Annotated in this window: 23 protein-coding genes and 1 tRNA gene; 10 read left to right on the forward strand and 14 right to left on the reverse strand. The window is 42.8% G+C overall.

Features of this window, described 5'->3' with window-relative positions:
• Positions 1-9 precede the first annotated feature (9 nt).
• The 4 genes from rpsF (at position 10) to ACNORC_RS09935 (ending at position 1,714) form a co-directional block, all read left to right on the forward strand.
• Entirely contained in the window at positions 10-348 is a 339-nt protein-coding gene (rpsF, locus tag ACNORC_RS09920; RefSeq protein ID WP_418335484.1) for a 30S ribosomal protein S6, read from the forward strand.
• 2 nt (positions 349-350) lie between these two features.
• The gene (rpsR, locus tag ACNORC_RS09925; RefSeq protein ID WP_037324607.1) at positions 351-647 is read left to right on the forward strand and encodes a 30S ribosomal protein S18; all 297 of its coding nucleotides are present in this window, start codon (positions 351-353) and stop codon (positions 645-647) included.
• Positions 648-660: 13 nt separating this feature from the next.
• Positions 661-1,110 carry a 50S ribosomal protein L9 gene (rplI, locus tag ACNORC_RS09930; protein ID WP_418335485.1) on the forward strand — a complete coding sequence of 150 codons (450 nt, stop codon included), beginning with the start codon at positions 661-663 and terminating at the stop codon, positions 1,108-1,110.
• A gap of 127 nt (positions 1,111-1,237) precedes the next feature.
• Positions 1,238-1,714 carry a DUF6495 family protein gene (locus tag ACNORC_RS09935; protein WP_418335486.1) on the forward strand — a complete coding sequence of 159 codons (477 nt, stop codon included), beginning with the start codon at positions 1,238-1,240 and terminating at the stop codon, positions 1,712-1,714.
• 309 nt (positions 1,715-2,023) lie between these two features.
• Here ACNORC_RS09935 and ACNORC_RS09940 read toward each other — a convergent pair whose 3' ends face one another.
• On the reverse strand, positions 2,024-3,262 hold the full coding sequence (locus ACNORC_RS09940) for an ABC transporter permease (protein ID WP_418335487.1): 1,239 nt from the start codon (positions 3,260-3,262) through the stop codon (positions 2,024-2,026).
• 147 nt (positions 3,263-3,409) lie between these two features.
• On the opposite strand from ACNORC_RS09940, the gene hisS reads away from it, so the two are divergent.
• Both hisS and ACNORC_RS09950 read left to right on the forward strand, forming a co-directional pair.
• Positions 3,410-4,789, forward strand: a complete 1,380-nt coding sequence (gene hisS, locus ACNORC_RS09945) for a histidine--tRNA ligase (RefSeq protein WP_418335488.1) — start codon at positions 3,410-3,412, stop codon at positions 4,787-4,789.
• A gap of 85 nt (positions 4,790-4,874) precedes the next feature.
• Positions 4,875-5,243: a hypothetical protein gene (locus ACNORC_RS09950; RefSeq protein ID WP_418335489.1), complete on the forward strand. Its 369-nt coding sequence runs from the start codon at positions 4,875-4,877 to the stop codon at positions 5,241-5,243.
• A 286-nt stretch (positions 5,244-5,529) separates the two neighbouring features.
• On the opposite strand, the gene ACNORC_RS09955 is transcribed toward ACNORC_RS09950, so the two are convergent.
• Positions 5,530-6,474: an aldo/keto reductase gene (locus ACNORC_RS09955; protein ID WP_418335490.1), complete on the reverse strand. Its 945-nt coding sequence runs from the start codon at positions 6,472-6,474 to the stop codon at positions 5,530-5,532.
• 245 nt (positions 6,475-6,719) lie between these two features.
• Between ACNORC_RS09955 and ACNORC_RS09960 the strand changes: the two genes are divergently transcribed.
• Positions 6,720-6,929, forward strand: a complete 210-nt coding sequence (locus ACNORC_RS09960; RefSeq protein WP_418335491.1) for a hypothetical protein — start codon at positions 6,720-6,722, stop codon at positions 6,927-6,929.
• A gap of 156 nt (positions 6,930-7,085) precedes the next feature.
• Here the strand turns inward: ACNORC_RS09960 and ACNORC_RS09965 are convergent, their stop codons facing one another.
• The 6 genes from ACNORC_RS09965 to ACNORC_RS09990 all read right to left on the reverse strand — a co-directional run bounded on the left by ACNORC_RS09965 (position 7,086) and on the right by ACNORC_RS09990 (position 12,775).
• Positions 7,086-7,466, reverse strand: a complete 381-nt coding sequence (locus ACNORC_RS09965; protein ID WP_418335492.1) for a hypothetical protein — start codon at positions 7,464-7,466, stop codon at positions 7,086-7,088.
• 47 nt (positions 7,467-7,513) lie between these two features.
• Positions 7,514-7,975, reverse strand: a complete 462-nt coding sequence (locus ACNORC_RS09970) for a nucleoside deaminase (protein ID WP_418335493.1) — start codon at positions 7,973-7,975, stop codon at positions 7,514-7,516.
• Positions 7,976-8,044: 69 nt separating this feature from the next.
• A complete protein-coding gene (locus tag ACNORC_RS09975; RefSeq protein WP_418335494.1) occupies positions 8,045-9,298 on the reverse strand; it encodes an APC family permease in 1,254 nt (417 codons plus the stop codon).
• A gap of 48 nt (positions 9,299-9,346) precedes the next feature.
• A complete protein-coding gene (locus ACNORC_RS09980) occupies positions 9,347-9,952 on the reverse strand; it encodes a hypothetical protein (protein ID WP_418335495.1) in 606 nt (201 codons plus the stop codon).
• A gap of 24 nt (positions 9,953-9,976) precedes the next feature.
• Complete coding sequence (locus tag ACNORC_RS09985) at positions 9,977-10,723, reverse strand: carboxylesterase family protein (RefSeq protein ID WP_418335496.1); 747 nt, start codon at positions 10,721-10,723, stop codon at positions 9,977-9,979.
• A gap of 123 nt (positions 10,724-10,846) precedes the next feature.
• A complete protein-coding gene (locus ACNORC_RS09990; RefSeq protein WP_418335497.1) occupies positions 10,847-12,775 on the reverse strand; it encodes a hypothetical protein in 1,929 nt (642 codons plus the stop codon).
• 494 nt (positions 12,776-13,269) lie between these two features.
• On the opposite strand from ACNORC_RS09990, the gene ACNORC_RS09995 reads away from it, so the two are divergent.
• A complete protein-coding gene (locus ACNORC_RS09995; protein ID WP_418335498.1) occupies positions 13,270-13,797 on the forward strand; it encodes a CIA30 family protein in 528 nt (175 codons plus the stop codon).
• A 506-nt stretch (positions 13,798-14,303) separates the two neighbouring features.
• On the opposite strand, the gene ACNORC_RS10000 is transcribed toward ACNORC_RS09995, so the two are convergent.
• Positions 14,304-14,377 (reverse strand) — tRNA-Met (locus ACNORC_RS10000).
• A gap of 155 nt (positions 14,378-14,532) precedes the next feature.
• Here ACNORC_RS10000 and ACNORC_RS10005 point away from each other — a divergent pair.
• Both ACNORC_RS10005 and ACNORC_RS10010 read left to right on the forward strand, forming a co-directional pair.
• Positions 14,533-14,919, forward strand: a complete 387-nt coding sequence (locus ACNORC_RS10005; RefSeq protein ID WP_418335499.1) for an START-like domain-containing protein — start codon at positions 14,533-14,535, stop codon at positions 14,917-14,919.
• 50 nt (positions 14,920-14,969) lie between these two features.
• Positions 14,970-15,815 (forward strand): aminotransferase class IV, encoded by an 846-nt coding sequence (locus ACNORC_RS10010; protein WP_418335500.1) that lies wholly within the window; start codon positions 14,970-14,972, stop codon positions 15,813-15,815.
• Here the strand turns inward: ACNORC_RS10010 and ACNORC_RS10015 are convergent.
• The 5 genes from ACNORC_RS10015 to ACNORC_RS10035 all read right to left on the reverse strand — a co-directional run bounded on the left by ACNORC_RS10015 (position 15,812) and on the right by ACNORC_RS10035 (position 20,340).
• Positions 15,812-16,372 carry a YqgE/AlgH family protein gene (locus ACNORC_RS10015; protein WP_418335501.1) on the reverse strand — a complete coding sequence of 187 codons (561 nt, stop codon included), beginning with the start codon at positions 16,370-16,372 and terminating at the stop codon, positions 15,812-15,814. The two genes, ACNORC_RS10010 and ACNORC_RS10015, sit on opposite strands and share 4 nt — an antisense overlap.
• A gap of 133 nt (positions 16,373-16,505) precedes the next feature.
• Positions 16,506-16,820 (reverse strand): HU family DNA-binding protein, encoded by a 315-nt coding sequence (locus ACNORC_RS10020; RefSeq protein WP_380736372.1) that lies wholly within the window; start codon positions 16,818-16,820, stop codon positions 16,506-16,508.
• A 142-nt stretch (positions 16,821-16,962) separates the two neighbouring features.
• On the reverse strand, positions 16,963-17,910 hold the full coding sequence (gene fmt / locus ACNORC_RS10025) for a methionyl-tRNA formyltransferase (protein ID WP_418335502.1): 948 nt from the start codon (positions 17,908-17,910) through the stop codon (positions 16,963-16,965).
• A complete protein-coding gene (locus tag ACNORC_RS10030) occupies positions 17,907-19,811 on the reverse strand; it encodes a RecQ family ATP-dependent DNA helicase (protein ID WP_418335503.1) in 1,905 nt (634 codons plus the stop codon). Before ACNORC_RS10030 ends, fmt begins: the two co-directional genes overlap by 4 nt.
• Positions 19,804-20,340: an AAA family ATPase gene (locus tag ACNORC_RS10035; RefSeq protein ID WP_418335504.1), complete on the reverse strand. Its 537-nt coding sequence runs from the start codon at positions 20,338-20,340 to the stop codon at positions 19,804-19,806. The genes ACNORC_RS10030 and ACNORC_RS10035 overlap by 8 nt, the downstream gene beginning before the upstream one ends.
• Positions 20,341-20,359: the final 19 nt, after the last annotated feature.

The following is a 20,359-nucleotide window of genomic DNA, read 5'->3' on the forward strand; positions in this document are numbered from 1 at the left end:
AAAATTTTTATGAATCATTATGAAACTGTTTTCATCTTGAATCCCGTTTTATCTGATGACCAGATAAAGGAAACAGTTAAGAAATACGAAGATTTTCTTGTTTCTAACGGTGCCAAGATGATATCAAAAGAGAACTGGGGGCTTAAAAAACTAGCTTACCCAATTCAACACAAGAAAAGTGGTTTTTATCACTTGTTTGAGTACACCGTTCCTGGTGAAGTGATCTCTCCGTTGGAATTAGAATTCCGTAGAGATGAGCGTATCATGCGTTACCTTACTGTAAGACTTGATAAGCACGCGATCGCATGGGCTGAGAAAAGAAGAAACAGAAACAAAGAAAAAGCGTAAGTATGTCATCTATAGAACAACAAGCGAAAGGAAAGAAAGATGGAGAGATCAGGTATCTTACTCCATTGAATATTGAGACTAGCAAGACCAAAAAATATTGCCGCTTTAAGAGATCAGGTATCAAGTATATTGATTACAAAGATCCAGATTTCTTAATGAGCTTTGTAAATGAGCAGGGAAAATTATTGCCTCGTCGATTGACCGGTACTTCTTTGAAGTATCAGAGAAAAGTGGCTGTTGCCGTTAAGCGTGCACGTCACTTAGCATTAATGCCTTATGTTGGCGATTTATTAAAATAAAAAGGGGCTAATTATGGAATTGATATTAAGAAAAGACGTAGAGAACTTAGGTTTTAAAGATGACCTTGTGACCGTAAAACCCGGTTACGGAAGAAACTTTTTGATACCTCAAGGTTTTGCTGTACTGGCAACCCCTTCTGCAAAAAAGGTTTTGGAAGAAACTATAAAGCAACGTTCCTACAAAGAACAAAAACAGATCGAAGAAGCGAAAGCTCAGGCTGCCAAATTGAATGATCTGGAGATCAAACTTACAGCTAAAGCAGGTGCCGGAGATAAGATCTACGGTTCTGTTACTAACGCTGACCTTGCTGATGCTTTGGCAAAAGAAGGTGTTGAGATCGACAAGAAATACATTTCAATTGCAGGTGGTAACATCAAACGTCTAGGTCAGTACGAAGCTACCTTGCGTTTCCACCGTGAAGTTGTTTCTACTTTCAACTTTGACGTGGTTGCCGAAGCTTAATTGCTTCAAAATATAAAATAAAGCCTGCTTCTTTTGGAGTGGGCTTTTTTATTTCTCCGGAAAAAGAATAAAATAAACTTCAGGCCGGGTAAAATTACCTGAAACTGATGATCAAAAGATTAAAGGAATGAAATACGCCAGACTAACAAAGGAGCAATTTGAAGAATTGCACCAGGAATTTATAAACTTTTTGGCTACCCAATCTATTACTGCCGATGAATGGGAGGAAATCAAACAGAATAAACCCGATGTGGCGGAAGAAGAACTGGATGTCTTCAGCGATCTTGTGTGGGAAGGGGTATTGAACCAGGCCAAGTTCCTGGAGCATTTTTCTCCTAACCAGATCTATCTTTTCAAGATCACCGAGCTTACCCTGAATCTCATTGCGATAGAAGTGGAGAACAAAGAAATAGATGTGACCACTCCTCAAGGCTACGCCTGGTTGCAGGCAAATCTAATGGACGATCGCGTTTCCCTTTATACTTCTTCAAAGCTTATCAGCGATGACCGTAACAAAGATATTTTCGCGCTTGTACAACAGGGTGCTGTTATCACAAAAGGGGATCTTTACGGGTTTTTCGAGAAACACTTGAATCTTAGTTAGGAGTTCTGAGTTGTTTTGGACTAAAGACTAACGACTAACGACTATCGTCTTTTAAAACCCACTTCGACTGATCCTCCCTTCGGTCGGGCTCAGTATGACATTAGATCTTTGGACAAATACTTCAGACTATTGTCTAACGACTATCGTCTTTCAAAGCACAATTCGACTAATCCTCCCTTTGGTCGGGCTCAGTGTGACATTAGATCCTTGGACAAATACTTCAGACTAACTTCTAACGACTACCGACTAAAGACTAAAAACTCCCGTCTCCGCGACTCTCGACCAAAGACTCCCGTCTTTGGAATTTTTCTACTCGTATCTCAACGACTCAATTGGGTCCTGCTTCGCAGCTTTCGCTGCGGGATAACTTCCGGCGAGGATTGCGACTACAATAGTGATGGCCGTTGCCCATAGCATCGCTACCCACGGAGTGACGAACTTAAAGTCGGCGGCAGAAGATACTGCGTAACCTATAAGAATTCCCAGGATAATTCCAAGGATCCCTCCCAACTGACCAATTATCAGTGTTTCCATAAAGAATTGGGTGGCGATGGTGTTGTTCTTTGCGCCAAGGGCTTTACGCACCCCGATCTCGCGAGTGCGTTCGCTCACAGAGACCAGCATTATGTTCATCAAGGCGATGGAGGATCCAAAAATGGTAATTATGGAAATCACCCAGGCGGCGATGTTAAGGTATTGTGTGATAGAAAAGATTCGGTTGATGAGATCATCGCTCTTGGCGATCCCGAAGTTGTTCTCTTCCACCGGATTCAGTCCGCGAATGTTCCTGAAGGTAATTATGGCTTCACTCTGCGCTCCCTCCAGCATTTCCTTGTCTTCTACCCGAACACTGATATTGTAATTGATATTGGGCGCTGTAAAAATAGAGCGGGCAATTTGTACCGGAATTAGAACGCGAAGATCTTGGTTGTTTCCGAAGGTAGAACCTTTGGATTCCAAAATACCAACCACGCGGAATTTTGCTCCGCGTATGGAAATGGTCTGCCCGATCGGGTTCAGTCCTTTGAATAATCCTTCCTTGAAGTCAGAACCCAGCACTGCCACATGGTTGTTGTTCTCAATATCGAATACGTTCAGGTCCCTTCCTTCCTCTACTTTGAGTCCGGCATTGGTGATGAAATTCTCATTCACCCCCAGCACGCTCACTTCAGGATCGGTCTTTTCGTTTTCGTATTTCACTTCTGCATTAGAAGTTCCGGTGAAGGAGATCGAGGTCTGGGTCTTCGGAAAAAGGAATTTGTCTTTGAACTCTTTCACTTCCCGGTAACCTATAATGGGATTTACTTTTTCGTTCTCTCCGCCGTTTCGGCGCACCTGAGACTCATATCGCTGCAGGTTGAAGGTGTTGGCACCCATGGAAGCGAAATCGCTGCTAATGGTATTCTCAAGAGCTGTGACGGCACTTAAGATCCCAACCAGGGCGGTGATCCCGATGGCGATGATCAATACGGTAAGTATGGTCCTTAAGAGCTGACTTTTGATCGAATAGAACGCAATACGTATGTTTTCTTTGAAGAGTGGGAACATTCGTGATACTGTAATTTATTCATTAGACGCAGTTCCTCTTCACTTGTTACAGGCAGCTGCTTTAAAATCGGGAGAGGCTTGTGTCGCTCCCTTGGGCTTTTCAGTTATTTTTTTCTGATATTTGCGCTTTAAAGATAAAATAAAAAGATGGCCCAAAAACCTTCCATTCCAAAAGGTACCCGTGATTTTTCACCCGCTGAAGTAGCAAAAAGGAATTACATCATTCAGAAGATACAGGAGCAGTTCCAAAAATTCGGATTTCAGCCTATTGAAACACCGAGCTTTGAGAACAGTGAGACCCTGATGGGAAAGTATGGGGAAGAAGGAGACCGGCTTATCTTTAAGATCCTGAATTCGGGAGATTTTCTTCGGAAGGCAGACAAGCAGGCATACGAAGAGCAGGACAGTCAGAAACTTACTGCTTCCATTAGTGAAAAGGCCCTGCGTTATGATCTCACCGTGCCATTCGCGCGTTTTGTGGTGCAGCACAGGAATGAACTTGAATTTCCGTTCAAGCGTTACCAGATCCAACCGGTATGGCGGGCAGACAGGCCTCAAAAAGGGCGTTTTAGAGAGTTCTTCCAGTGCGATGCAGATGTGGTGGGAAGTACCAGTTTGTGGCAGGAGGTGGAGTTTGTGCAGCTGTACGATGCTGTTTTCACCGCGCTGGGGCTGCAGGGTGTGACCATCAAGATCAACAATAGAAAAGTGCTTTCCGGTTTTGCCGAAGTCATTGGCGAATCAGACAAGCTTATAGATTTTACGGTAGCGCTGGATAAGCTGGATAAAATCGGTGAGGAGGGCGTGAAAAAGGAGATGCAGGAAAAAGGTATTTCTGCGGAAGCTATCCAGAAGATCCAGAGGGTGTTTGACCTGAAAGGGGATTTTTCCGAAAAGATAAATGTGCTCAAGACCATTCTTTCCACTTCTGAAGTCGGGAAAAAAGGAATTGAAGAGTTGGAATTCATCAACAATTCCATTGAAGCGCTTGGTCTGGAAACCGCAAAGCTTGACCTGGATGTCACCCTGGCTCGCGGACTAAACTATTACACAGGAGCCATTTTTGAAGTCTCAGCCCCCGAAAAGGTGCAGATGGGCTCCATTGGCGGTGGTGGTCGCTATGATGACCTAACCGGTATCTTTGGAATGAGCGATGTGAGCGGAGTAGGTATCTCTTTCGGACTCGACCGCATTTACCTGGTACTGGAAGAACTGGATCTCTTTCCTGAAACCGTTTCCAGAAATATTGAAGTGCTCTTCATCAACTTCGGCGAGAACGAAAGCTTGTACTGCCTGAAGGCTATAAAGAACCTGAGGAATAAAGGAATCGCTGCGGAATTGTATCCTGATGAAGCCAAGATGAAAAAGCAGATGAACCACGCCAACAAACGGGATATTCCTTTCGTGGTGCTGGCAGGAGCTGAGGAAATAAGCAATCAAAAGTTCACCCTGAAGAATATGAGGTCCGGGGAGCAAAGTAGTGTTTCTATGGAAGAACTTTCAGCTGTTCTGCGGAATGAAGAGTAAATTTAATTTCCTGCCTTTTTTTGTCGCATCTGTCGTGACTTTGATGCCTCTGTTCTTAATATTCATGTGGATAAAGTCACAAGAAATGGGGACTTCTTTTTTGATCTTTCTGTTGCTGTTTATGGGATATTTCTGGATGACCGAATTTAGAACAAGGGCGCACCGGGTGATCCTGAAGGAAAATGAACTGTGGTTGCGACCCTATTTTGGTTTAGGAAAGTCACGCTCCTACAGCTACTCTTGCTTCGATGGTTTCCAAACTTCCAAACAGCCTGGCAAATTGGGAACTAAAGAATATATCTTCTTGATGAAAGAAGAAAGAAGAATTGCCTGCATATCTGAATTCTACCATTCCAATTATTGGGAGCTCAAAAAATCATTAGGAGAAAAAGTACAATTTTTGGGTGAGAAAAAGTTTAAGATCGTTTACGAGTACAGGCAAATGTTCAGGTAAAATCAGATTTCTGAACTTATAACTCTGAACTCACAACTCTGAACTCATAACTCTGAACTCTCGACTATCGTCTAACGACTCTCGACTACCTAAGCACTTCGACTGATCCTCCCTCTGGTCGGGCTCAGTGTGACAGGGGGGAACTCTCAACTCATAACTCAGAACTCTCGACTATCGTCTAACGACTCTCGACTACCTAACCACTTCGACTGATCCTCCCGCTGGTCAGGCTCAGTGTGACACGATTGGAACTCAGAACTCCTAACTACTGTCTAACGACTCTCGACTAACGACTTACGTCGTTCAACCTCGCCATCTCCTCTCCCGAGAGCTTTAGCTCGACGGCTTCTTCAAAAGCTTTTAACTGACTGCTTTTTGTAGCGCTTACAATAGGCGCGCTAATGTCAGGGCGATCCATGAGCCAGTGAATGGCAACAGCAGCATCAGAAACTCCGTGTGCTTTTGAGATCTCATCAAGAGTGTTTAAAATTTTCAGGCCTTTCTCGCTGAAGTATTTCTCCACGATCTCGCTTCGGGAGCCCTGAATGTCTTCTTTCGTGCGGTACTTTCCGGTAAGGAAGCCGCTGGCCAGTGAGAAATAAGAGATCACCCCCAGCTCGTATTCCTTCGCGATTTCCCAGTAATTGTCTTCGAATTTTTTTCGTTCCATAAGGCTGTATTCCGGTTGAAGGACCTCGTATTTTGGGAGTCCGTTTTCTTCCGCAGCGGCAAGGGATTCCCTTATACGGTTCGCAGAAAGATTGGAAGCTCCAATATGCCTGACTTTTCCGTCCTTAATAAGCTGCTGATAAGCTTCCAGGGTCTCTTCCACCGGAGTGTACTCGTTGTCCCAGTGAGTGAAGTAGAGGTCGATATGATCTGTCTGCAGGCGGCGGAGTGAATCTTCGGCGGCTTTTAAAATATAATTTCGGGATACGTCTCGGCCTTCGTGACCCGGATTGGAGCCTACCTTGGTGGCTAACATGATCTTTTCCCGGTTGCCGCGTTCCTTCATCCATTTTCCAAGTATGGTTTCCGATTCCCCGCCAACATTGCCTTGCGCCCAGTGGGAGTAAGAGTCCGCAGTATCAATGGCTGTAAACCCCTTTTCGAAGGCCTCATCCAGTATTTGAAAAGATTCTTTTTCATCCAGCGTCCAGCCAAAAACATTGCCCCCAAAAACGATGGGAGGTATCTCAATTCCGGTCTTTCCTAAATGTCTTGTTTTCATCGGTTGTATTTTTCTATTAAGATAAGAGCAATTCGGCAAAATAAAAAAGTACAGGGAACCAATCTGCCATGGAAAGTTGAGGATCCAATATTATTAATCGAATACTAGTAGTGAATTGAGAACCTGCTATATGAAATATTTAATTTATTAGGTATTTTTTTGAATAATTTCCTTATTAAATGTTAATAATGATTATCAGATTGACAGGATCACTAACTTTATATCATTAACCAAATTATAAAGTCATGATCAAGATCTTAGCAATTATCATGTTAATTGGAGGTGCCATAGCACTAATTATGGGTGTTCTGGGTATCTTCGGAAGTGTTGCCCTGATGTTAAGCCCCTGGGCCCTGGCCATACTGGGATTTATTTTCTTTGTTGCCGGTTTTTCCATGCTTAAATACCGAAAGGATACTGATGAAGTTGCAGCCCAAACAACCAAAAATTCCTAAGTCAGATTTGGGCACATAAATATTTACAAGGTCTTCGGCGATAAATTGCCGGAGACCTTTTCTTTTTCCGGATCCCGGTACCTCTTCCTTTAGCGTTTAAATGGAAATAAAAAAAACCGGAAGATCCGGTTTTTGAATATCTATATATGGAAGATCTTACTTTTCCTCATCCTTCGGAAACATGGGATAGCTCTCTGAATCACTCATTTTTACCGGCCCCACTGTTGTCTCATTGACAAAGGTCACATTTGCATCTTCCAGGTCCGGCTGATTCTTTTTAATGCTGCGTGCCAGGCGTCCTATTTCTATCGCCAGCTCCTTTTTCCGTTGAGGACTGTAACTGTCAAAGCGGTCATCTACCAGGGAGACCGTAAGCGAATTGAGGTCCATGGTGAGATTCACATCTTTAAAATCATATTTTTCAGTAATTGCTTCATTCAATTCCTTCATATACTGAATGCTGCCAGATACTTCAGCACAACTGCTGAAAAAGAGAGTGGTTAAAACAATAACTGCAGCTAAAAAAGATCTTTTCATGATAATACTATTAAGGGGTTTAACATTCAGAAGTTTAAAACGAGGGATCAAAAGGGCCTTTCTTCATTTTCTTCCCCAATATCTTCGTTCCACAATTCCGGTTTTTCTTCAATAAAAGTACGCATTAGGTCGATACATTCCGTGTCATCCAGCACGGTTACCTCAACACCGCGGGATCTCAGAAGTTCTTCCTCCCCGAGAAAGGTCTTGTTTTCGGCGATGACCACCCGTGGGATCCCATAAAGTAAAATAGTGCCCGAACACATAGAGCAGGGGGAAAGAGTAGTATACAAGGTGGATTCCCTGTATACCGATGCCGGAAGTCTTCCGGCATTTTCCAAGGCATCCATTTCCCCGTGCAGGATGGCGCTGCCTTTTTGCACCCTTCGGTTGTGACCCCTTCCTATGATCTCCTTATTGTGCACCAGGACAGACCCTATGGGAATGCCGCCTTCGCGGTATCCTTTTTTAGCCTCTTCTATGGCTACCTTCAAAAATTCATCTTTCATAGGTTCAATTTAATGCATTTTTCAGGATCAGTCCACCAAAGCAGCCCTTCCGTTTCAAAAAGGTCATTCTCAATTTATTCTTTTTAGAAGGTAGGGCCTGAAGACAAAGATCGCGGTTGAAATTAAAAATAACCCGATGATCGCGTAAGGAGTATTTTCGAGCTGGACTATAATATCGGCTATCATGGCCAAACCGCAACCTATAGCGCCGGCCAGTGAGATCCATCTTCGCTTAATTTTTTGACGGAACGCGATGAGGTTGACAATACCAAAAGTGAACAGGAAGATGATACTCGCCGCGTCTACAAGGCTTGAAAGGCTCCCGATTATTGCCAGAAAAGCTGAAATTCCTGCAATACCCAGGACCGCGTAAAAAGGAATTTTGTTCCTGTTCTCTATGGCGAATAATTGAGGCAGATCCTTTTTTTCTGCAACGCTTTCCATGAGCCTTGCCGTGGAGAACAGGGTTGCATTTACAGCCGAACCGGTAGAAAATGCAGCGGCAATGGTGACAATGACGAGTCCGGTGGTCCCTAATGCCTTTTTTCCGGCTATAGACAGAGCGATCTCTTTATTCTCTACCAAAGATTCGGCGCCTACTATCATGGTGGTGCCGATCGCCACAAGTATATAGATGATGATCACCGAGATCACCGCCCAACGGGTCGCACCCGGTAAGGTCTTATCGGGGTTTGTTAGGTCACTGTAGTCATAGGATAGCAGCTGGAAACCTTCATAAGCCATGAAAATGGTTCCTGCGCCAATGATAGCCATGTGCCAGGGCTTCGGATCGATGCCTTGGGTAAGTTGTTCGGGATTCCATTCCACGAGTCCGAAGATGGCTAATCCCAATAGCACTAACAGCTTTCCGTAGACAGTGATGATCTCAACTTTTGAAGCGTTCCCGATCCCTTTCAGATTGACTCCGGCAAGGATGGCGATAATGATCAAAGCCAATACCCGCGGCAGCCAGCTTCCGGCATTAAACACGTGAGCCACATAATGGCCGAAAGTGAAAGCATACACAGATAAGGTGAGGATGTATCCCAGGATAAGGATCCAGGACAGGCTTCCCGCGAAACCTTTGTGATTGATCTCTCTTAAAAAGGTGAAGGCACCCCCGCCTTCATTGTACTTAATGGATAGCTGGCTGTAACTATGTGCTGAGATCAACGCGATGAGTCCGGCAATAAGAAAACTTAGCCAAGCCCATTGCCCGGCGGTGTGGACGATGACTCCCAGGACAGAAAAGATTCCCCCGCCCACCATTCCGCCAACAGCCATTGACCAGGTTGCGTTGAAGTTCATTTTCTCTCCGGACATTGCAGGTTGGGTTACAGGTTAGAGTTATAACAAACTTAAGGTATAAAATTAAAAATACACCTCTGCCACCTTCTCGTCCCTGTAGTAAAGGTGATAGGGCAGCCCTAAATATTTCTGCGGAATGGTGAAAAAGAGTTCTGCCGTGAGTTTTTTGAGATCGGTTTGACCGAAGTACACCACGCTCAGCCGGTCTTTTCCGAAGTTTATGGGCACTTCAAAGTTGGTGTATCCGGGCATATTGTACTCTTCAAAAAGGTCTTTTTCCTCTATATCAAATGGAACGTGCAGGCTTGCAGGTCGACCGGACTTGTTAAAGAATTGCGTTTTTCGGAAAGGAATAAATTCCGGAGCTCCAATGATGCCGTTGTAACCCTTGTAATCCGCTAGCCGGTACCTGATTTGGTTTTGCGGATCTACCAGCGAAAAGCCACTGAGTTGGGTCTTGTTGTTCTTGTCCGACTTTATCCGGGTCCTGACCAGCACCTTTTGAAAATCCTCTCCTTTTACCTTCAACAGGCTCGCTTGGAAAGGGCTGTTGTTCAAAGCGGTTCTTGACTTTTTGATCTCGATCTCAATATTGTCTTTGGTGGTGAAGCTTTGTGAAAAGGCGGTAAGGCTTAACAGCAGGAATAAAAGGGGGATGCTATTTTTCATTTTACAATTTCATGTTCTATTGATCTACTTTTTTTGGCTGTACAACCATTCCATCATCATAGGGTCACTATAGGCGGCGATCCAGGAGAAATGCCCTGCCTCGGGATATTGGGTGTAGCCGGGATGTGCTCCGGCCTTTGTCAAAGCTTCCACCATATTCCGTGACAGAACAGGGCTTACGGCCTCATCCAGAGCCCCGTGAAAGATCCACATGGGAATTCCTGCAATGAGGGGCGCTTTGGTAACGTCCCCGCCTCCGCAAACCGGCACTGCCGCGGCAAACAGGTCGGGATATCGGGTGATGGCGTCAAAGGTACCGAAGCCTCCCATAGAGAGTCCGGTGATGTAAACCCGGTCGGGGTCAACCGGTAAATTCGCCAGTGTCTGGTCAATAAGTCCCTTTAGGAGTTCCATGGGTTTGGTTGGAGAAGGCTGAAAAGAACCATTTTCAGAAAGTACAGCCCAGCTCATATTTTTGGGGCATTGTGGTGCAATAACAATGGAAGGATGCATTTTCATGACCTCGCTTGAAGCAAAATTCTTCACGCCCCATTTTAACTGGGCTTCATTGTCATCACCGCGCTCGCCCGACCCGTGCAAAAAGATCACTAGCGGATATTTAGTGTTGGGAGCATAATCACTCATCAGCTGCCGGTACTTTAAGGTGTCACCTTCGGCATTCACGTATTGCTCGTAACTGAAAAGGGAGCTTTGGGAATAGGCGAAAACATTTAGGAAAAGGAACAGGAGGAGGCAAAGGTATTTTTTCATGAACGGGTTGGTTTCGGGGATTTTAATTTATTGGGTTAAGCTGTGATTTTAATGAGGGTCAAAAATGGCATTTTGGGAGGTGTTTCATTATTTGCGATATACGATGTTGGCCCTAGTTTTTTATCACCAAACTTTCCCGTTTTCTTGAGAAATAACTTTCAGACCTTCTTCTATGTACTGACTGTTATTGGTTAACTGATAATATGGAGTTTTTTTCATTTGTTTAATGAATAAATACTCCCAAATTTGTTTAGAATAATTTCCTTTAACTGTAATCAAAAATTTAATTCCTTCTAAAATTACTAAGGATATTAAACCATATTGCCAATTGGTTATTTTTCCAATTCCAAATGAAATTAAGGGTATAATAATAACGTAAATGGAAAGCTCTATCCCTCTGGTATAATTCTTCGATTTAGACATTGCAGGTAAAATATTCCTTTTTCCTTGGATCTCAATTTGTTCAAGATTCTTTTCAGTTTCTTCAATTTCATTTAATCTTCCATCAAAATATGTTTTAGTAAAATCTTTAAAACTTACAATTACATTTTCTTGGGTACGATCCTCTTTGTTTTTGTACCTCTCATCAGAAAAGGTTTTTATAAGCTTTTTAATTTCCTCTTTATCCGTTGTGTAAACTCTGGCTTGTTGAATATAACTAAAGACGTCTCTTCCTCGATGTTTAAACTCTGAAGTTCTTCTTTTTATAAAGCTGAAGAAGTTTTCATAATCAACACCATCTTTATCATCTGAAAGAGGATTATGTATGGCAAATAATTGAGATGGTAGTATTGTAGCTGGAATTATAATTTTGTCATTATCTGAGAGGATTTTATTGAGGCCCCTATCTGTGGTTAAATAAAAAGATTTTACTTCAGAATAATTATAATTGTTATTTCCTCTTACCTTTCTTACATATAAAACATTGTATGCATCTGTGAATGCCTGTTTATTTGAATATCTATATGATGTGATTTTTTTTCTTTCCGAAATTAATTTTTTAGCAAATAAATTTATCTCATAATGCTCAAGTTTAATTTTGTGATTTGATTGCTTGATGTTTAAATCTTCACAAAGTTGTTTGAATCTTGTTCGCATTTCCAGCCCATATTGCTCCGGACTATTTGCGATTTTTTGATTTTTTAGTCTACTGTATTGTACAATAAAATCATCATTGAAAAAATGCGGTTCCTCTGCTACTAATTCTTGAATTATTTCTATTTTCTTCGTTCTCTCGGCTACTGATATTTTATTTATACTCGCATCTAAAGTATTATTGAGTTCTTGATAAGTGTTTATTGTATATTCAAAATTTACACCTTGTTTTATGCACGATTTTATTAATGCTAGAATTGTTTCTTTTCTTTCTACCCCACCAACACCCAACATCCTGAAGATAATGTTAGTATCAAGAATATATGTTTTATCAGAGTAAATTTGATCCGAAAACTCCTTGACTCCCTTACCCGAAGTAAGGATGGCAAATTCTATTGCCTTTACAAATTGATTATATAATCTTCTGTTCTTTTGAGGATCATCATGCTCAAGAAACTCGTTAAAAAGATTTAATTCTTCTTGGGTGAATTTCTCCTTGATTACATCTGGAACAAGTGAATCTATATTTGATGGGTTAAAAGCATAAATGTTTTCATAAATGGATTGGTACAAAATTTTAAGAATTACCTTTTTATATTTCTTGTCATATCCATTTACTGAAAGAAAACTGTTTATTGATGGCTCTATTGAAAATTCTGAAATGTTCTTTTCTACATCTTGAAACTTTACTGGAGTTAATTTAATCAGTGGTTCATCACCTGTTGTAGTTTGCACAAAGGATTTCGAATTACTGATTAATTCATCGAAAAAATCTCTTTCAATTGGTTCTTTACACTTCGTAATTGTTGCCTTAAATAATTCATCCGCTTTTAGGTCTTCATTGTTATTCTCATATAGTAATTCGAAAATAATAGATAATACAACTCGTTTGAAATCTTGGTTATCGCGATCTTGTATTAAGCAGGCTAGTCGGAGTAAATTAATATTATCAATCATTTTTAAATATTAGGGCCAACGTGTTTTACAATACTAGTTAATTTCCTTTATCCCCTTCTCAAATTGGGATAAAGCGAATTAAAGCTGTTCTTTAGTACTTACAGAATACCGGCATTGGAGCTGCAAAAATTAGTTCCGGTAGGGCAGAAGAGAAGCTGCAGCTCGTTCAGCAGTAAATTTATTAATATTTTCTTAAAATTTGGAGAAACCGGTAAAATATTGAGGGGAGAAATTAAAGAGTGAGATTGCTTCGCTTTCACCTCCCTGCTGGTCTGTGCGCTCGCAAAGACGGTCCTTTTTTGGGTTAAGATTTCTTCGCTTACCTCCCTCCCGGTCGGTGCGCTCGCAAAGATGATGGCGACTGAGGTTTTTAAACAGGGAAAAATATCCGGGTCAAAAATGCTATTTTTGAGACCTTTTCTAAAGGACAGATTTTTAATTAGTAACTTAGGAGGACTGTCCAAAGCACAGTGTAACTCATAAAAACTTTCGCTATGATGCTAATCCTTTGTATGGTCCTGTTTTCTTCCATGGCATCCCAGGTCATTTTCGATTTTAATAAAGATTCTGATGTCAGGGAATGGGTGATCATTGATGATGTAGTGATGGGAGGACGATCTTCGGGTACTTTCGGCCTCAATGCCGAAGGCCACGGCGTATTTGAAGGGGAAATATCCCTGGAGAACAACGGAGGCTTCTCCTCAGTGCGATACAGGACGGGGCGGATTCCGGTAAAAGATCATACCAAGATGGTACTTACCGTAAAAGGGGACAGCAAGGAATATCAGTTCAGAATTAAAGCTGACACCGGCGATTATTACTCTTATGTTGCTCCTTTCCAGACTTCGGGAGAATGGCAGGAAATAGAGATTCCTTTAAAGGATATGTATCCTTCCTTCAGGGGAAGAAAGCTGGAGCAGCCCAATTTTTCAGCAGACCACTTTGAAGAGATCACCTTTTTGATAGGGAACAAGAAAAAAGAGAAATTCAAACTCCTTATCGATAAAATGGAATTGAGGTAAACGGGATAGAATTTGTCTGGCTAGTGCTGTTCTTAAGAGCACTCAAAAATGTCATTTTTGAAGGTCTTCCACAATTTCCTCTTTAAATAATATTTACCATAAAAAAAGTCCCTACAATAAGGACTTTTAGAGTAGCGAGCCCCGAAGTCCCGGGAGAGATTTGAAACTTCATGACCTCGTAATCTTTTCAAATCAAACTTAAAAATCAGGTATAAAAAAAGTCCCTTTTTGGAAGGGACTTCTTTTCGGGGGACTGTAGCGAGCCCCGAAGTTTCGGGAGAGATTTGAAACTTCATGACCTCGTAATTATTTCAAATCAAACTTAAAAATCAGGTATAAAAAAAGTCCCTTTTTTGGAAGGGACTTCTTTTCGGGGGACTGTAGCGAGCCCCGAAGTCTCGGGAGAGATTTGAAGCTTCATGACCTCGTAATCTTTGCAAATCAAACTTAAAAATTAGGCATAAAAAAAAGTCCCTTTTTGGAAGGGACTTCTTTTCGGGGGACTGTAGCGAGAACGAGATTTGAACTCGTGACCTCCGGGTTATGAATCCGACGCTCTAACCAACTGAGCTACCTCGCCATGTGCTGTAAAACCTGTGGTGGTTTCTTTTAGCGGGTGCAAATATATAAACAAATTGTCTTGTGACAAATTATCTTTTCTGAAATATTTATTTTGATTTCTTTTAGGGTTTGCAATTAATAATTATATTGCCCGCAACTAATCAAAACCGAAGAATGGACGACAAGATAAAGTACGAAATGGAATTTCCCATCCAGGCTTCCCCCTCCCTTTTATACAACTATATTGCAACACCTTCGGGCTTAAGTGAATGGTATGCCGACAACGTGAATTCACGTGGCGAAATGTTCACTTTTATCTGGGAAGGAAGCGAAGAAAAAGCCAGGCTTTTGAGTAAGAAATCTGGAGAGCGAGTAAAATTTCGCTGGTTAGCTGATGATGACACCCCTTATTATTTTGAACTTCGAATTCAGGTGGATGAGATCACTAAGGATGTTTCTATCATGGTAACCGATTTTGCGGAAGAAGATGAAGTGGAAGAAGGAAAAATGCTGTGGGAGAACATGATGTCAGATTTGAAACAAGTACTGGGTTCAGTCTGATATTTCTCCATATAAATAGTACCTTTGCCCGTTCTTAAACGGGTTTTTTCATGATCAATACCAACGGAGAATTAGTGAACAACGAGCAGGCAAGCCTCTCGGTCTTTAACCGCGGCTTTGCCTATGGCGATGCAGTCTTTGAGACCATTAGAGTGATCAAAGGAAAGCTGATGTTCTGGGAAGACCATTACTTCAGGCTTATGTCTTCCATGAGGATCATGAGAATGGAGATTCCGCAGAACTTTTCACCCGATTTTCTGGAGCAGGAAATAAAAGGATTGCTCGAGGCTGAAGATCTAATTGATTCACCGGCCCGCGTTAAATTCACCGTGTATAGAAAAGAAGGAGGTTTTTACAGGCCTTCTACCCGGGAAATAGGGTATGTGATCACTGCGACCCAGCTTCAGGACCCATTCTACCTGCTGGATGAAAGTGGTTATGAGCTGGAGTTGTTCAAAGACCATTACGTCAACAGCGGCTTGCTCTCTACCATTAAATCCAATAACCGTGCGATCAATGTCCTCGGAAGTATCTTTGCTGAAGAGAATGACTACGATAACTGTTTACTGCTTAACGAGAACAAGAGCGTGGTGGAAGCACTTAATGGAAATATTTTCCTGGTGAAGGGGAATGAGATAAAAACACCGCCTCTCAGTGACGGGTGTTTAAAAGGGGTACTACGCGGAAAAATCATTGAGATCGTAAAGAAACTGCCTGAATATAAACTGGTGGAAGAATCTGTTTCAGCCTTTGAGCTTCAAAAAGCAGATGAAATGTTTGTGACGAATGTGATAATCGGAATAAGACCGGTGAGTAAATATCGCAAGAAGGAGTACAACACAACGGTGGCTAAGACCTTGTTGAGCCGACTGAATATGATGGCCCGCCTGGGCTAGTTGTAAGAAGGATTTTCGGGCGCGTTTGACCAGATCACGTAACTGCCACCCAATTGCAGCATCTTGTCTTTCCAGAAGGTACGCGGTTGCCTGTTCAGAATTTCCTTGTTGTCCTTATTTTCAGTAACGATCCAGGAGTGGGCGTTGAGTTCTTCATTCAGTTGCTCGCAATCCCAGCCGGAATATCCAAGAAAGAACTTGATCTCATTTTCAGTAATGAGTTCCTGGGCAATTAATTCCTTCACTACTTCAAAATTTCCACCCCAATAAATTCCGCTGGCAATTTCAATGCTTCCGGGAATAAGGTCAGGGACCTTGTGGATGAAATAGAGATTGTCCTGTTCTACCGGTCCTCCGTTGTAAACTTTGAAATCCCCTTTAATATCCGGGAGGAGGTCCTGCAGGGTGAAATCCAAAACTTTGTTTAAAATGAATCCGATGGACCCACTGGGGGTGTGATCGGCAATGAGCACTACAGACCTGTTGAAAGAAAGATCTCCCGTAATCGAAGGCTCGGCAACAAGTAAATGTCCTTTTGCGGGTTTTAGTGTAGTCATGTTTTTACAGATTATTGGATCTTTCTTTTAAATCTAAAAAAATAATCTTCATGCGAGCATGAAGATTACCATTATTTAACAAAAAAACTCTTCCCGAAGGAAGAGTTTAGTATTTTTTTAGCTTTTGAAAGGATTAGTTTACAGCCTTCTGTAGATCTGCTCCAGCTTTAAATTTCACTACGTTTTTAGCAGCAATTTTAATAGTTTTTCCAGTCTGTGGGTTTCTTCCTTCTCTTGCAGCTCTTTTAGATACTGACCAGGATCCGAATCCTACTAAAGAAACGCGATCTCCTTTTTTAAGAGACTTCTCTACATTTTCTAGAAAAGATTCCAAAGCTTTTTTTGCGGCTGCTTTAGAAATTCCAGCGTTTTCTGCCATTGCATCGATTAAATCTGTTTTGTTCATAATTCGAGTTTTTAAATAATTGTTGGTTAAACTTTTATTAATTTGCTCTACAAATTTATATGGAATTCTTTGCCATGCAAGTAATAGCAAGGGAAATGCGGTATATTGTTAATAACTTCGGCAAATTGTTAATAACCTTTGTTGATTTTTACTGAAATCCGTCCAAATCAGTAACCATAAGGGTTTAGCGAACTTTGGCGTTTGGAAAAAATTTATAGCCGTTCAAAAGATCTTTTACAGTCATTTTTCTTTTTCCCGGCAGCTGAATTTCTTTCAACTTTAAAAAGCCATTTTTGACAGCCACTTTTACCTGCTTTTCTTCTTCGGTCACTGTACCAATTTCCAGCTGATGTTCCTGCTCTTCCTTTTCGGAAGCATAGATCTTGAAAAGTTGTTCGGTATTGCCATTTTGGAGCATCGTCCATGCCCCGGGATACGGACTAAGGCCACGAATAAAGTTGTAGATGACATCTAAAGGTTGCTCCCAGTCAATACGGGTATTCTCTTTGGTCAATTTATGAGCGGTCTTTAGTTCAGAAGTTTCCTGCTGCGGAACGGTCTTAACGTCGCCTTCTTCAATTGTTCTTAAAGTTTTGATAACCAGTTGAGAACCGGTGTTCATTAATTTGTCATGAAGGCTGCCGGCATCCTCTGCAGGGTCGATCTGTACCTTTTCCTGCAGGATCATTTCGCCGGTGTCGATCTTCTCATCTATAAAAAAGGTAGAGACGCCGGTCTCTGTTTCCCCGTTCATTACCGCCCAGTTAATAGGAGCGGCGCCACGATATTGTGGCAGGAGGGAAGCATGCAGGTTGAAAGTTCCATATTCCGGCATTTTCCACACCGCTTCGGGAAGCATTCTGAAAGCGACCACTACCTGCAGGTTAGCTTCCAGCCCTCTCAGCTCTTCCAGGAAGTCTTCCGATTTTAAATTTGTGGGTTGCAATACCTTCAGGTTGTGTTCTACAGCAAACTTCTTCACCGCCGATTCCTGTAACTTTCTTCCTCTCCCGGCAGGGCGGTCGGGCGCGGTGATCACTCCCACCACATCATAGCCTGCTTCCACAATGGCTTTCAAAGTTTCAACAGCGAAATCTGGGGTGCCCATAAAGACTATACGTAACTTTCTCATAAGTGACTTAATTTATATTTATTGCCGCCTGTAACGGTCAGTGCTCCTTTTTCTACCAGGACACGCAGTACCTGCAGCACATGGTCTTCCGGGAAACTTAGTTTTTCGGTCATTTCACGGGAGCTGTGTTCGTCCTGTTCAAGCAGGCCGATTATTTCAAAATAGATCTTGCGCATGCCATCCCGCGTCAGTTTTTCTGCGGAAGGTTTACAAACCGAACATATTCCACAGTCCCGGGTATTCTCTTCTCCAAAATACTCCAGCAATTGCCTGCTCCTGCATCGCTCCTTGTTCTCCACATACTCCAGCACCTGCGCGATCTTTTTGGTCTTTCCGGAGATCTGCAATTTGATGGTAGGGATCAATGGGTTGATAGTGGTCTCATCTTCACGGGGAACCAAAAAGGTGATCCTGGTGTCGTGTTGATCGTGTTCAAATTCTGCAATATCTTCCTTGTGCAGTCTCTTCAGTATGGAGATCACCTCTTCCTGGGTAGTCCCGGCTTTACCGGCAATAACCGAAATATTGATCTCAATGTTGTTTTCGAAGGCACCGCCGTAGGTGCGCAAAATGGATTTTACCACCGCATCTGCCTGCGGATTCGCCTCCAGATAATAAGATAACTGTTTATTGGAAACCAGAAACCGAACTTTGGTCTTCTTCTGGAATTGTTCCGACAGGTTTAAAACACTGGTCCTGTCCAGTAACAATAATGTATTGTACGCCTGCAGGGTATTGAGTTCATACTTGCTACAGAAGTCGTAGAAATTGAAATGGTGCACGCTGCCTTCTCCTTCGCCGTAGGCAATCCTGAAGTAAGCATTCAGTTTTTTATACACCAGTTTTACAAATTCCACCGAAGGCAGAGTTGCCAAAAACTGATTTTTCAGCAGGGGAATATCGCTCTGGTTGGTGAGAATGATGGCGCGAGAAAAAGCTCCGTTCCTTCCGGCGCGGCCGGCCTCCTGGAAATAACTCTCCAAACTCTCGGGCAGGTTCATGTGCACTACCGTGCGCACGTTGGCCTTATCGATCCCCATTCCGAAGGCATTGGTGCCAACCATTACCCGTACTCTATCCTGTAACCAGGCTTGCAGCCGCTCCGATTTCTCCTTGCGGGTAAGTCCGCCGTGAAAAGAGCTGGCAGAAATGCCTTTTTTCTTGAGAAATTCAGAGATCTCTACAGTGGCTTTTCTACTCCTTACATATATAATGGCAGACTCCTCATGTTCCTTCAATGCCTGCTCAAGGTAATAGTTCTTGTCCTGTACCTCCTTGACCTCATACGCCAGATTGTCCCTGTGAAAAGAGCGCTGGTGGATAACCGGCTCGTGCAGTTGCAATTGTTTGGCAATATCTTTAACTACGGGTGCAGTAGCTGTGGCGGTAAGTCCTATAAAAGGGACTCCCGGTTTCAAATTCCGCAGGTCGGCAATATTCAAATAGGCCGGTCTAAAATCATGGCCCCACTGGGAGATACAATGCGCCTCATCGATAGCAATAAGATTGACCGGCATCTGTTTGATCCGTTCCCTTACGAGGTCCTGCTGCAGGCGTTCGGGAGAGAGGTATAGGAACTTGTAATTTCCGTAGATACAATTATCGAGCATGCTGTCCACTTCGGAGAAATGAATTCCGCCGGTAAGTGCCATCGCTTTGATGCCTTTTTCCTGTAATGCTTTTACCTGGTCTTCCATAAGGGCAACCAATGGAGAGATGACCATGCAGATTCCTTCTTTCATGAGCCCGGGCACCTGGTAGCAAAGGGATTTTCCGCCTCCGGTAGGCATCAGGGCGAGTACATCCCTGCCTGCAATAATTTCGTTGATGACCTCTTTTTGTAAAGGCCTGAAAGAGGAAAAGCCCCAGTACTTTTTTAATATTTCTTCGGGACTATTCAAGGTGGTCCAGTATAAATGAGGTGCGCTCCTGAATGCTTCCGCAGGGAACCTCTACAGGCTCATAACCATGGTGCGCATAGCTGCGGGCAAGTTCGTCATGAATGGCCACGGCCTGCTCATAGGTCTCGTAGCGTTCATTATCGCCGGTGTAGATCTCCTTCCATGGCGGCAGAATGAATACCTTGTCATAGAGGTATTCCCGGCACACGCGGTTGAAAACAGGCGGGTAATCATTTCCGAAGTAGTTCATATATGCGACCACATCGGGTACGCCACGGTCAAGAAAAACAAGTTCTGCGGAAAGATTTGCAGCCTGTTCATGTTGCCTGATGCGGCCCTCCAGGAGCAATTCACTAAAGAGCAGCGGCTCTTCCAGGAACAACTGGTCAATTCCCTTTTTTTGGGCCTCCCTGATCACCTCACGGGATACCTCGTGGAAACAAAAATAGCCGTTGTTCTCAAGGGCTTCAATGACAGACGTCTTTCCGGTACCGGGGCCGCCGGTAATTACTATTTTCCTGGTCTTCACGCGGCAAATTTCGGCATTT

It is taken from the genome of Salinimicrobium soli, from assembly GCF_048323655.1.
GTDB lineage: Bacteria > Bacteroidota > Bacteroidia > Flavobacteriales > Flavobacteriaceae > Salinimicrobium > Salinimicrobium soli.

Bases quoted from the DNA above. Each gene is read 5' to 3' on its own strand.
- ACNORC_RS09960 (WP_418335491.1), top strand. From the start codon at position 6,720: ATGATCAAGATCTTAGCAATTATCATGTTAATTGGAGGTGCCATAGCA.
- ACNORC_RS09955 (WP_418335490.1), bottom strand. From the start codon at position 6,474: ATGAAAACAAGACATTTAGGAAAGACCGGAATTGAGATACCTCCCATC.
- rpsF (WP_418335484.1), top strand. From the start codon at position 10: ATGAATCATTATGAAACTGTTTTCATCTTGAATCCCGTTTTATCTGAT.
- rplI (WP_418335485.1), top strand. From the start codon at position 661: ATGGAATTGATATTAAGAAAAGACGTAGAGAACTTAGGTTTTAAAGAT.
- ACNORC_RS10010 (WP_418335500.1), top strand. From the start codon at position 14,970: ATGATCAATACCAACGGAGAATTAGTGAACAACGAGCAGGCAAGCCTC.
- ACNORC_RS09980 (WP_418335495.1), bottom strand. From the start codon at position 9,952: ATGAAAAATAGCATCCCCCTTTTATTCCTGCTGTTAAGCCTTACCGCC.
- ACNORC_RS09950 (WP_418335489.1), top strand. From the start codon at position 4,875: ATGGGGACTTCTTTTTTGATCTTTCTGTTGCTGTTTATGGGATATTTC.
- rpsR (WP_037324607.1), top strand. From the start codon at position 351: ATGTCATCTATAGAACAACAAGCGAAAGGAAAGAAAGATGGAGAGATC.
- ACNORC_RS09970 (WP_418335493.1), bottom strand. From the start codon at position 7,975: ATGAAAGATGAATTTTTGAAGGTAGCCATAGAAGAGGCTAAAAAAGGA.
- ACNORC_RS09940 (WP_418335487.1), bottom strand. From the start codon at position 3,262: ATGTTCCCACTCTTCAAAGAAAACATACGTATTGCGTTCTATTCGATC.
- ACNORC_RS09985 (WP_418335496.1), bottom strand. From the start codon at position 10,723: ATGAAAAAATACCTTTGCCTCCTCCTGTTCCTTTTCCTAAATGTTTTC.
- ACNORC_RS10005 (WP_418335499.1), top strand. From the start codon at position 14,533: ATGGACGACAAGATAAAGTACGAAATGGAATTTCCCATCCAGGCTTCC.
- ACNORC_RS09935 (WP_418335486.1), top strand. From the start codon at position 1,238: ATGAAATACGCCAGACTAACAAAGGAGCAATTTGAAGAATTGCACCAG.
- ACNORC_RS10015 (WP_418335501.1), bottom strand. From the start codon at position 16,372: ATGACTACACTAAAACCCGCAAAAGGACATTTACTTGTTGCCGAGCCT.
- ACNORC_RS09995 (WP_418335498.1), top strand. From the start codon at position 13,270: ATGATGCTAATCCTTTGTATGGTCCTGTTTTCTTCCATGGCATCCCAG.
- fmt (WP_418335502.1), bottom strand. From the start codon at position 17,910: ATGAGAAAGTTACGTATAGTCTTTATGGGCACCCCAGATTTCGCTGTT.
- hisS (WP_418335488.1), top strand. From the start codon at position 3,410: ATGGCCCAAAAACCTTCCATTCCAAAAGGTACCCGTGATTTTTCACCC.
- ACNORC_RS09975 (WP_418335494.1), bottom strand. From the start codon at position 9,298: ATGTCCGGAGAGAAAATGAACTTCAACGCAACCTGGTCAATGGCTGTT.
- ACNORC_RS09965 (WP_418335492.1), bottom strand. From the start codon at position 7,466: ATGAAAAGATCTTTTTTAGCTGCAGTTATTGTTTTAACCACTCTCTTT.
- ACNORC_RS09990 (WP_418335497.1), bottom strand. From the start codon at position 12,775: ATGATTGATAATATTAATTTACTCCGACTAGCCTGCTTAATACAAGAT.